We start from the raw sequence: 11,631 nt of genomic DNA on the forward strand, positions 1-11,631 counted from the left end.
TCGCAAGTGTGTCCTTGCTACAGTTGGCCCATGAGCGTGGATGGGGGTGAAGGTCCCACGACGGCGAGTGCCCCGCCGGGAGAAGCAGATGCCCCGGGGAGCGAGGCGAGTGCCCAGGCAGCGGACGCTTCCGAGGCCTGGCTGCCGGGCTGGCTGGTCCGGCATCCGCTCTACGCCGGGTGGGCATGGACCGGTTTCTGGGCGGTGTTGATCATCCTCGATGAATTCCTGGACCTGGCCGGCTGGAGCTGGTACCTGCTGGTCGGCATGGCCGCGCTGCCGACCCTTCTGTCTACACTCGCGGTGCTGAACGCTACTCCCCGCAGGCATTTGAAACCACAAAACGAATCAGTGCTTGGCCACTTCTTCGTGAGATTCCTTGCCTTGGTGACTGCATTCCTCGTGTGGGGCGTCTCAGTGGTCATGAGCGCCTCGATCTCCACGACTGTCCAGGCCGCAGTGGGAAATTCCGAGCGCGAAGTGACGGCCCTCGGCTTCAACTTGCTCGTGGCAGCAGTCCCGCTTGTCATTTCGGTCCTGTGGATGGCTTTCATCGTCCGCTGCGCGTGGTTCCTGCGACGTTTGCGTGGCTGGAGCCAAAGTCCCGCCAGCTCACGGGTGCCAAGGAAATTCCTGCGCTCCCGGCCTGATCTGAGGCGGGTGGTTGTCGGCTTGGCGCACCCGGGCCTTCTGCTCGTGGCCGGCCTCGGGATGTCCATTCTGGCGCTGTTCTTGAACGCGGTGGAGCTGACCTTCAAGGTCTTGGCGTAACCGGACCGCGGTAAGTCTCCAGCGTGCAGCGCGAGGGGTCAGCCGAGCGCCCGCGGATGCGCAGCCGCATACACCTCGCGCAATGTGTCGGCAGTGACCAAGGTATACACCTGTGTGGTGGTCACCGAGGCATGGCCCAGGAGTTCCTGCACCACCCGGACATCGGCGCCGCCCTCAAGCAGATGAGTGGCGAAAGAATGCCTCAGGGTGTGCGGGGAGACATCCTTGGTGATGTTGGCCTTCTCGGCCGCAGTCTTGAGAATGGTCCAGGCGCTTTGCCTGCTGATCCGGCCGCCGCGGGCATTCAGGAACAGCGCCGGGGTGCCTTTTCCTTTGGCGGCCAACGCAGGCCTTCCGCGGACCACATAGGATCCGACGGCGCGGGCACCGTAGGACCCCAGCGGCACCAAGCGCTCCTTGGAGCCCTTTCCGAAGAGCCGCACGATCGCGGGCCAATCGGCCTCCGCCTCGAGGGAGACATCGTCGACGTCAAGCCCCACCGCTTCGCTGATGCGGGCACCCGTGGAGTAGAGGAACTCCAAAAGTGCCCGGTCCCTCAACCCGGTGGCGGTATCGGCACCGGCGGCTTCGAGGATCCGGGTCACTTCGCCGACGCTAATGGCCTTCGGCAGACGCTTGCCGGGCATTGGCGGGTGGACATCGCTCGCGGGGTCCGCCGTCGTCGTTCCCTCCAGGGCCCAGAACTTGTGGAGGCCCCGGACGGCAACCACGGTGCGTGCCGCCGAACGGACGCCGAGTGCGGCGCCGCCGTCTGAGCCGTCGGCCAGGGCCTGGACAAAGGCGGTGACATCGTGGCGGGAGATATTTCCCGGCTTGTCGACACCGGACCCTGCCAGGAAGTTCGAATAGCGGGACAGATCCCTGCGGTAGGCGGACAAGGTGTTGCTTGCAAGGCCGCGTTCCACGCCGAGGTGCTGCAGGTAGTCCGTGACGGCCCGGTCAATGGCGGTCTGGACCCTGGTCTCCGCGAGCTGGGGCACGGTCAGCGCTGGCTCGGGTGGGCGGGCCAGGGAGCGTTGGCCGGCCGCAGGTTCCTGAAGCCGTCGGCGCGGGCAGCTGCGACGGCGAGGATCCCGACGACGGCGGACGGGTTGTGCAGGCGGCCTTCCAGCACTGCCAAAACAGCTTCATCGAGAGGCACCCACACCAGCTCGATTTCGGATTCCTCCTCCGTGCGGACGTGGCGTTCGGCCTCGGGCACGTCTCCCAGTCCCCGCGCCAGATAGATTCGGATCGCCTCGCTCGAGGATCCCGGTGAATTGAAGAAGTCGGCGAGGACATTCCACGTGGCTGCGGTGAGATCTGCCTCTTCTGCGAGCTCCCGGGCTGCGCCGACTACGAAGTCTTCGCCGGCCACATCAAGAAGCCCGGCAGGAATCTCCCACAGATCCATGCCTACGGGGTGGCGATATTGCTTGAGCAACAGGATTTCGCCGTCGACATTCATCGGCAGTACCGCTACAGCGCCAGGATGGTCGATGTAGTCGCGGACCAAAGTGCCGGTGTCTTCGCCCAGCTCGAAGGCGTCACTGACGACGTCCCAAATACGGCCTTCATAGACCTTGTTGGACGACAAAAGACGGCGCGGGCTCGGCATGTCCGAAACCCTCCGAAAAGTGCTGGGGGTTTCAGAAATACCGGGCATCGCGCCGTCCTTCATTTCGTGTGAGCGATTACTTCGCAGCGACCTTGCGGGCTGACTTTGCTAGCGAATCCACGCCTGACTGACGCTCAAGCGCAGCCTTCACGAGGCCGGCAAACAGCGGGTGGGGGCGCGTGGGGCGGGAGCTGAGCTCGGGGTGGGCCTGAGTTGCAACGTAGTACGGGTGTACTTCGCGCGGCAGTTCCACGAACTCAACCAGCTTGCCATCGGGAGACGTTCCGGAGAACACGAGTCCCTCGGCTGCGATCTGCTCGCGGTACTTGTTGTTGACCTCGTAGCGGTGCCGGTGACGCTCGCTAACAGTTGTTGCACCATACGTCTCTGCGACCACGGAGCCTTCGTTCAACTTGGCTTCGTAAAGGCCCAGGCGCATCGTGCCGCCAAGGTCGCCCTTGCCGTCCACGATGTCGAGCTGTTCTTCCATGGTGGCGATGACCGGGTACTTGGAGTCAGGCTCGAACTCGCTGGAGGACGCGCCCTCGAGGCCGACCACATTGCGGGCGTACTCGATGACCATGCACTGAAGACCGAGGCACAGGCCCAGCACCGGAAGCTTCGTCTCGCGGGCGAACTTGAGTGCGCCGAGCTTGCCCTCCAGGCCACGGATACCGAAGCCCCCGGGAACACAAATGGCGTCGACGCCGGCCAAGGACTTGGTGGCGCCTTCGAGGGTTTCACACTCGTCGGACGGGACCCAGCGGATCATGACCTTGGTTTCGTTCGCAAAACCACCGGCACGCAAGGCCTCGGTCACGGACAAGTAAGCGTCCGGGAGGTCGATGTACTTGCCCACCAAGGCAACTTCTACGTGGTGCTTGGGGTTGTGGACAGCTTCGAGGAGCTTGTCCCAGCTGGTCCAGTCGACGTCCTTGAACGGGAGATCCAGGGCTCGGACGACGTAGGAGTCAAGGCCCTGGGAGTGCAGCGTCTTGGGGATGTCGTAGATGCTGGGAGCGTCGGCGGCGTTGATCACTGCGTCAATGTCGACGTCGCACATGCGGCCGATCTTTTCGCGCATAGCGTCAGGCACTTCGCGGTCCGAGCGGATCACAATCGCTTCCGGCTGGATGCCGAGGGAGCGTAGCGCGGCAACAGAGTGCTGTGTTGGTTTGGTCTTCAGTTCCTGCGAGGGGCCGATGTACGGCACCAAGGAGACGTGCAGGAAAAAGACGTTGTTCCGGCCGATGTCCTGGCGGACCTGGCGTGCGGACTCGAGGAAAGGCTGCGACTCGATGTCGCCAACGGTGCCGCCGATTTCGGTGATGATGACATCAGGAGCGTTCTTGCCCTCAGCGGGGAGGCGCATGCGGCGCTTGATCTCATCCGTGATGTGCGGGATGACCTGGACGGTGTCGCCGAGGTACTCACCACGCCGTTCCTTGGCGATGACTGTCGAGTAGATCTGGCCGGTTGTGACGTTGGCCGAACCCTCAAGGTTCTCATCGAGGAAGCGCTCGTAGTGTCCGATGTCGAGGTCGGTTTCGGCGCCGTCGTCAGTGACGAAGACTTCGCCGTGCTGGAAGGGGTTCATCGTGCCCGGATCCACGTTGAGATAGGGATCGAGCTTCTGCATAGTTACAGACAAACCGCGTGCCCGCAGCAGGTGGCCGAGGCTCGAAGCCGTCAGTCCCTTACCGAGCGAGGACGCCACACCGCCAGTGACAAAGATGTGTTTGGTCGTCTTGGACGAGCCCGGGAACCGGGAATTTACACGGGAATTTGATCGCTGCACCACGGAATTCGAGCCTATCATCAATTGCGCCTCCAAAGGATCCGCTAGCCGTTTTCCCAAATGCTCAATAGTCCCCTGCCATGGGCCAAGGATCAAGAGTAAAGTCCACCCGGACCGGCAAAACAGCTCAGCCGCCCGGGAATCCGCTACTTGGCCTCAGGTACCGCAGAAGGAGCCTCAGGGACAGGCGAAGGCGCTCATGTGACCGATGTCCCAGACGGCTGCCGGGCGGCTACGCCTGTTGGGGCAGAAGCTTCGCGTCGTCCAGCAATTCCTGGGCATGCGCACGCGCAGACTCGGAGTCTTCCTGTCCTGCCAGCATCCTGGCAAGCTCCTTCACGCGTTCCTCGTCATCGAGGAGTTGGACGTCGCTGGACGTGAAGCCCGTGGCGGTCTTGCCGTCGCTTCCCCTGACGGAGGTCTTGGTGACGCGGATATGTTGGTCGGCGAAGGCGGCCACCTGCGGCAGATGGGTCACCACCAGCACCTGGACGTGGCGGGCCAGCATGGCAAGCCGGCGTCCGATCTCGACGGCGGCACGCCCGCCCACTCCGGCATCTACCTCGTCAAAGACAAAGGTGGGCACAGGGTCCACAGCGGCGAGGACCACTTCGATGGCAAGCATGACGCGGGACAATTCACCACCGGACGCGCCCTTGCCGAGAGGACGGGCAGGGGCGCCCGCGTGCGGTTGCAGGAGGAAGGAGATGTCATCGACGCCGTGCGGCCCCAACTGCCCTTGGCTGTCCACCTCGATCACCAGGGTTGCGTCGGCCATCGCAAGCGCTGTGAGCTCCGCACTTACGCGCGCGGAGAGCTCCTTGGCCGCCTTTGATCGCGACTTCGAGATGCGCGCGGCTTGCTTTCGCAGCGTCGACTCCGCGGCGGTTACGTCGGCGTCAAGGGCTTCGATCCGGCTCGAGTCATCCTGCAGTTCGTCAAGCCGGGTCCTCGACGCTGCCGCCCATTCCAAGACCTCGTCGATGTTCGGAGCGTACTTCCGGATGAGTTTGGCCAGTGCTGCGCGCCGCTCCTCGATCTCCGAAAGCCGTTCGGGCCCCTCAGAGTCCAGGGACGCTTGGTAGCTGGACAGCTCCCCCGCTATGTCATTGATGAGGAAGCCGATCTCGGCGAGGCGTGCGGCGGCTCCCGCCAACGCTTCGTCATGTTCTGAAACCTGGTCCAATGCCCGTTTGGCCGAGTCAATCAGCGTCGTGGCATCAGCTGTCTCGCCGAATTCCTCCGAGATCAGGGCTTCATGCGCTGCCGCGGCGGCGATGCGGAGCTCTTCCACATTCGCCAGCTTCACTGCCTCGGCCTTGAGGGATTCGTCCTCGCCGGGCTGGGGATCGACGTCGTCGATTTCGTTGAGCGCGACCGCGAGCGATTCCGCCTCGCGCAGCCTTTCCCGGGCCTCGCCGCGGAGGGTATCGAGCTCCGCCTGGCTGGACTTCCAATGCCCGTAAAGCCCCTGATATTCCGTGAGCATCGCGGCGAGCTCGGCCCCGGCGAAGCGGTCCAGTGCGTGCCGCTGCGCCACGGCACCCTTGAGACGTATCTGGTCCGACTGGCCGTGCACCACCACCAGACTCTCGCCAAGTTCCGCCAGCACGCCCACAGGCGCCGACCGGCCGCCCACGAAAGCACGGCTGCGGCCGTCTGCGCCCACTGTGCGGGCCAGCAGGAGCTGGGTGCCGCCGTCGTACTCTTCCGCGTCGCCGCCGGCCTCTACGGCCCGTTCGACGGCGGCATGTCCCGGATCAAGCAAGAGCCGGGCCTCTGCAGAGGCCGACTTGGCACCGGAACGTACCGCGCCTGCGTCCGACCGGGCTCCCAGGAGGAGGCCCACGGCGGTGACCACCATGGTCTTACCGGCACCGGTTTCGCCCGTAACGACGCTCAGGCCGCGCCCCAACGGCAACGTGGCGTCGGTGATGACGCCGAGATCACGGATCCGGAGTTCCTCGATCATGGTTTACATCTCCTTTGTGGGGTCGGCCGCTCTGCCTGTCCGCACGTCCTGGGGCGCCGGCAAAGGGCTGGGCTTGAAGGTCCTGATCACGGGGGTAGGACCGGTGTGGATGTCAGCCGAACGGGGTGCCGGACCCCGCCAGCCGTGGATGGGGAGCTCAAACTTCCGCACGAGCCGCGCTGAAAACGGGGTCTGGTGGGTGCGGGCAAGCCGCACAGGCCGGGTGGACCTTGTTACTTCGATCCGTGCGCCGGGCGGGAGGTCCACGGAACGGCGGCCATCGCACCAAAGCACGCCTTGGGCGTCAGTCCGGGTGAGGATCTCCACTGCCAGCCTGGACCGCGGCGAAACCACGAGAGGTTTGGCGAAGAGGGCGTGGGCGCTGATGGGGACAATCACCAGGGCTTCAACCTCGGGCCACACCACAGGCCCGCCCGATGAGAAGGCGTAAGCCGTGGAACCCGTAGGGGTCGCGAGCACCACTCCGTCACAGCCGAAAGACGTCAGCGGACGTTCATCCACTTCGGTCACCACTTCGATCATGCGCTCCCGGTCGGCCTTTTCAATGGCGGCCTCGTTGAGGGCCCAGGTATGCCAGATCTTCTGGCCGCGGACCCACACCTGGACATCGATGGTCATACGCTCTTCCACCGTGTATTCGCGGCTCGCGATCCACTCGACGGTCTGGGCAAGATCGGCCCGCTCGCTTTCGGCGAGGAACCCGACATGCCCGAGATTGACGCCCAACAGGGGAACATCGACGTTGCGTACCAGCTCGGCAGCGCGCAGGATGGTGCCGTCACCGCCAAGAACCATGACGAGTTCGACGTCCTCCAACCGGACATCCTCGTGGAGGATCTCGATCGGCTTATCCACCACGCCGTAGAACCGTTCGATGTCGTCCAGTTCCGACTTCTGCATCACAGGGATCAGGCCTGAGTAGTGGAGTTGCCCGCAGGCATCCCAGGCCGCGCGAAGGGAGTCCTCACGCCCGGTGTGGGCAAGGACCAAAACGCGCCTGCTCATGGTGTTCTGCTTTCTTGTGGGTGGTCCAGAGTCGTTCCATCAGTGCAGCAACTTCCTCGTCCCGCTCTTCGATCTTAGGCAAGTCCGGCTGCATCCTGCGTTTTATCCACAGGAAGTACTCCACATTTCCGTCCTGGCCCGGCAAGGGACTCGGTGCCAGGCCACAAAGTTGAAGCCCTGCATCCACGGCCGCTTTGGCGACTTGGGCCACCGCGCGACGCCGTTCATGATCGGAGGTGACCACGCCGGTCCGGCTCAGCCGTTCCTTGCCGACCTCGAATTGAGGCTTCACCATGAGCACGAGGTCGCCCCCGGGTTCGGTGCACGCCGCGAGCGGATGTAGAACCAGGGTGAGGGAAATGAAGGACAAGTCTGCCACGGTGAGCGCGGCCGGCCCGCCGATCTGCTCGGGCGTCATGTAGCGGACGTTGACGCCCTCATGGACTGCGACGCGGGGATCGTTCCGCAGGGACGGCACCAACTGGTCATGCCCGACGTCGACCGCCACCACGTGCGCGGCACCTTGCCGGAGCAGCACGTCAGTGAAGCCACCGGTGGAGGCTCCGGCGTCGAGGCACCGCTTGCCTTCCACAAGAACAGAAGGGAAGGCAGCCAGTGCCCCGGCGAGTTTGTGTCCGGCGCGGCTGACGTAGACGTCCTCGGCGTGGGCTTGAACATCGATTTCCGTGTCTTCGGAGACTTGTTGCGCTGCCTTGGCGAGAACGCTTCCCCCGGAACTGACTTTTCCGTCCGCAATGAGTTTCGCGGCATGGGTCCGTGATCTCGCCAATCCACGGCTGACGAGTTCCTGGTCGAGTCTGGCCATGCTCAGCGTCTTTCGTCGTCGAGGGCCGCCAGCAAGGAGTCATGGATCTCGGCGTAGACCCTGTTGTGCTCGGCCACCGCCACAGTGGAGATGCCCGCCAGCCGCTCCAAGGCGGAATCCACGGCGTCGTCACCTGTCGCGGTAGTGTCGTCCGGCCATGGGGCATCGTGCGGTTCGACGCATTGCGGTTCGAGGCCGTCCAGATCGATGGCACTCATTTCGGCGGCGCTCTCCGGGTGATCGTTCAACTCGCTCATTGGACCAGTCTAGTTTTCCAGCCATTCGAGGCGCGGCGATGTAGCCTCTGCAGCCTCGGGGGTGGCCGCCCACCAGGCTGCGCATGCAGCGCGCCAGGCGTCCAGATCCTTCTCGGACCCGGAGACCTTGATCAGGCCATCGTGGACTTCGGCGGTTGCCTTTCCGCAGCGGAACGTGCTGTCCTCCTCGACGATCTCGGGGTACGGCTCGTACAGTTCCGTGAGATCAGCAAGCAAGTAGCCGGGGCGTTCCGAGCTGCGTGCCGCGAGGATGGACTCGGGCGTATCGACGCCGGTGAGGACTGCCGCCGTCGCGAAGCCCGCACGGTTGCCGCCAAGGATGTCGGTGTCCAGCCGGTCTCCGACGACGATCGGGCGCTCCGACTTGAGCCTCCGTGCCGCCGAGTGGAAGAGCGGGGCCTCCGGCTTGCCGGCTACCCGCGGCTGTTTGCCGGTGGCCGACGCGACGGCGGCGACGAGGGTGCCGTTTCCGGGAGCAATCCCGCGGGCCTGGGGAATGGACATGTCCGTATTTGTAGCCACCCAGAGGGCGCCTGCGGCGACAACGTAAGACGCCTCGGCCAGATCCTTCCACGCGATTTCCGGGTTGAAGCCCTGGACCACAGCCACGGGGTTCTCTTTGGCGCTGTGGACAGGCGTGAGGCCCACGAGTTCGATTTCGTGGGCCAGCGCCGGGCTGCCGGTAATCATTACCCGCGAACCCGGAGCCAGGAGTCCGGCCAAAAGATCCCCGGCGGCCTGCGAGGAACTGACCACTTGGTTATCCTCAGCAGGCGCGCCAAGTTCACGAAGGTGCGCGGCAACCTGTGCCGGAGTACGCGAGGCGTTGTTGGTTACATAACCCAGGCGCACCCCGACCGACTCAAGCCGCTGCAAGGACTCCACAGCGCCGGGAATGGCGTGCGGGCCTGCGTACACGACTCCGTCCAGATCGGACAGGACAGCGTCGAAACGCGAAACCAGCGAGGCCTCAGTCATTCTTGGTCTCTTCGCCGCCTTCGGAAGCCCCTTCTCCGTCTTCCTCGTCTTCTTCGGTGTCCTCGGTGTCCTCGACGGAATCGCGGTCCGACTCGGCGTCGTCGGATTCAAAGTAGTCAGACTCGACGTCGTCGAGTTCCACGTCGTCCTGCCCGGTGGATTCAGAGCCGACGACCGTCTCCGCGTGTGCGGGCGCCGCCTCGGACTTGCTTTCCTCGGCTCGCTCAGTGTCCTCTTCGATGTTCCGGAAACGAGGCTTGCGAGCTTCATTTTCATCGTCCTCGCCGAGGTCGATGATGTCCGGGTCCTCGAAGTCTCCAACGCCGAGGGCATTTTCAGCCACAACTGCCTGGCGCTGCCACTTGCCGGCTTCTTCCGTGCGGCCCACTGCCGTCAGGGCGTCTGCGTAGGCACGGAACAGGCGCGGGCTGTAGGAGAAGGCACGGTTGATGTCGAGCTGGATGATCTCCAGCTCGGCCACCGCGGCGTCCAACTGGCCAAGGTCGCTCCGGGCACCGGAAGCCACAATGGCTAGCTCAACCTTGCCGGGGGCGTCGAGGTCCTGTGCTTCGGGTGAACGGACGACGTCCAGCGCACGGTCCGGCCGCCCCAGGCCGCGTTCGCAGTCAGCCATGAGCGGCAAATGGACGTTGGAGCCGCTGATCCGGCGGTAGGTGCGGAATTCGCGAAGCGCCTCGCCATAGTGGCCGGCAGCGTAGGCGGTCAGGCCCACGGCTTCACGGACAGCGGCCAACCTGCCACCACGGCGGCTAGCGGCCAAGGCGTGCTGGAAGGACAGCTCAGGATCGATATCGATAAGGCGGCCTGCCATCACCAGGTGCTTGGCGACCCAATCGGCGTTCATGCCTTCAAGGGTCTTGATCTGGTGCTTCGTGACCCGGTCGAGTTCCTGGCCCGTGACGTCGTCGTCGATCTCGGGGGAACGCTCGCGGTCCGGGCGGTTGGCGCTGCGCAGATCCGCCGCGTTCGGAACCCGCGCGGGACGTTCTTCCCAGGAGCCGCCGCCGAAGCTGCGTCCCTCGCTACGTGGGCCATCGAACTTGCGGGGACCGCGCTCGGGGCGGTCGCCGAAGCTGCGGCGCTCTCCGTCGCCGTCGCGGCTCGGACGGTCGCCGAAGGGCTTACGGTCACGGTCGCCGAAGCTCGGGCGCGCATCCCCATCACGACGAGGACGATCACCGAAAGGTTTGCGGTCGCGGTCGCCGAAGGGCTTGCGGTCGCGGTCACCGTCGCGGCTCGGACGATCACCAAATGGCTTACGATCCCGGTCACCAAAGCTCGGGCGCGCATCCCCATCACGACGAGGACGATCACCAAAAGGTTTGCGGTCGCGGTCACCGTCGCGGCTCGGACGATCACCAAACGGCTTACGATCCCGGTCACCAAAGCTCGGACGCGCATCCCCATCACGACGAGGACGATCACCAAAGCTACGGCGCTCACCATCGCCCGCCGGCTTACGGTCTCGGTCACCGCCAGGAGCGCCGTCACGGTTGTCCCTGGAACGGAATCCTCGCGGGTCGCCCCCGGAATTGTTGTTGGCGCGGAACGGGCCGCGATCGCCACGGCCACCGCCGAAGTTGCCGCGGTTGCCGCCGTTGTGCTCAGCCATGATGGATTCCTCCTGTAGTGAGCTGACCACTGGCGCATGCGCAGCCGCTCTTATCCGTATTTTGTTCTCACGCCGCCGGGATCCGGCTCGTATCTCTTATGTAATTCTAGGTGAACAGCCATCCACGAACGCATTCGAGGGCCGCCTATTCAGGCTTCCCGTGGGAATCATCACAACCCAAGCATGACTGAGCACGTTCGGCTGGCTTGCAGATCCGAGTCCTCAAACAACGCTCGCTCACATATAACCGGTTCCGGCGGGACGCCAGCTCACATATAACCGGGTCCCGGCCGGACGCTAGCTCACATATACTGGGTCCCGGCCGGACGCTTGCTCACATATACCGGGTGCCGGCGCGACGCCGGTTCACTGCTGCTGAGGACGGGTCGGGGCTGGGGTCCGGTCCAGCTCGAGGGTGAGCAAGGGTTGGCCCCGACCCCGTTATATGTGAGCCGGCGTTGGTGGAAACCGGGTGATAGGTGAGCCGGCGTTGGTGGAAACCGGCTCATAGGTGAGCCGGCGTTGGTGGAAACCGGGTGATAGGTGAGCCGGCGTTGGTGGATATCGGGTGATAGGTGAGCCGGCGTTGGTGGATACCGGCTCATAGGTGAGCGGGGGTGTGGGATTTCCGGCCCATGGGTGGGCGGGGGTCTGATAACCCAAACCCTCGCTCACATATACCGGGTGCTGGCGGGGTGCCGGCTCGTTTTTGCCGGGGGGTGTTTTAAAGG

11 protein-coding genes are annotated in these 11,631 nt (G+C 64.4%); 2 read left to right on the plus strand and 9 right to left on the minus strand.

What is annotated here, in order from left to right:
• The first annotated feature begins 30 nt into the window (after positions 1-30).
• Positions 31-771 (plus strand): hypothetical protein, encoded by a 741-nt coding sequence (locus tag AC4CS3_RS20855; protein ID WP_441414764.1) that lies wholly within the window; start codon positions 31-33, stop codon positions 769-771.
• A gap of 38 nt (positions 772-809) precedes the next feature.
• On the opposite strand, the gene xerD is transcribed toward AC4CS3_RS20855, so the two are convergent.
• The 9 genes from xerD to AC4CS3_RS20900 form a co-directional block, all read right to left on the minus strand.
• A complete protein-coding gene (gene xerD, locus AC4CS3_RS20860) occupies positions 810-1,802 on the minus strand; it encodes a site-specific tyrosine recombinase XerD (protein WP_490785048.1) in 993 nt (330 codons plus the stop codon).
• Positions 1,775-2,437 (minus strand): NUDIX domain-containing protein, encoded by a 663-nt coding sequence (locus AC4CS3_RS20865; RefSeq protein WP_441414762.1) that lies wholly within the window; start codon positions 2,435-2,437, stop codon positions 1,775-1,777. Before AC4CS3_RS20865 ends, xerD begins: the two co-directional genes overlap by 28 nt.
• A gap of 28 nt (positions 2,438-2,465) precedes the next feature.
• Positions 2,466-4,208, minus strand: coding sequence for a CTP synthase (pyrG, locus tag AC4CS3_RS20870; protein ID WP_490785039.1), 1,743 nt, complete (start codon positions 4,206-4,208; stop codon positions 2,466-2,468).
• Positions 4,209-4,419: 211 nt separating this feature from the next.
• Complete coding sequence (recN, locus tag AC4CS3_RS20875; RefSeq protein WP_490785040.1) at positions 4,420-6,159, minus strand: DNA repair protein RecN; 1,740 nt, start codon at positions 6,157-6,159, stop codon at positions 4,420-4,422.
• Positions 6,160-6,162: 3 nt separating this feature from the next.
• Positions 6,163-7,185, minus strand: a complete 1,023-nt coding sequence (locus AC4CS3_RS20880; protein WP_441414759.1) for an NAD kinase — start codon at positions 7,183-7,185, stop codon at positions 6,163-6,165.
• Positions 7,145-8,011 (minus strand): TlyA family RNA methyltransferase, encoded by an 867-nt coding sequence (locus AC4CS3_RS20885; RefSeq protein WP_490785041.1) that lies wholly within the window; start codon positions 8,009-8,011, stop codon positions 7,145-7,147. The genes AC4CS3_RS20880 and AC4CS3_RS20885 overlap by 41 nt, the downstream gene beginning before the upstream one ends.
• A gap of 2 nt (positions 8,012-8,013) precedes the next feature.
• Positions 8,014-8,268: a hypothetical protein gene (locus AC4CS3_RS20890; protein ID WP_490785042.1), complete on the minus strand. Its 255-nt coding sequence runs from the start codon at positions 8,266-8,268 to the stop codon at positions 8,014-8,016.
• Between the two features lie 9 nt (positions 8,269-8,277).
• Positions 8,278-9,267, minus strand: a complete 990-nt coding sequence (locus tag AC4CS3_RS20895) for an HAD-IIA family hydrolase (protein WP_490785043.1) — start codon at positions 9,265-9,267, stop codon at positions 8,278-8,280.
• Entirely contained in the window at positions 9,260-10,132 is an 873-nt protein-coding gene (locus AC4CS3_RS20900; protein ID WP_490785044.1) for a hypothetical protein, read from the minus strand. The genes AC4CS3_RS20895 and AC4CS3_RS20900 overlap by 8 nt, the downstream gene beginning before the upstream one ends.
• Here AC4CS3_RS20900 and AC4CS3_RS20905 point away from each other — a divergent pair.
• Positions 10,106-10,918, plus strand: coding sequence for a hypothetical protein (locus tag AC4CS3_RS20905; RefSeq protein WP_490785045.1), 813 nt, complete (start codon positions 10,106-10,108; stop codon positions 10,916-10,918). The two genes, AC4CS3_RS20900 and AC4CS3_RS20905, sit on opposite strands and share 27 nt — an antisense overlap.
• The last annotated feature ends 713 nt before the right edge of the window (positions 10,919-11,631 follow it).

Source organism: Arthrobacter sp. SE2 (assembly GCF_058244265.1).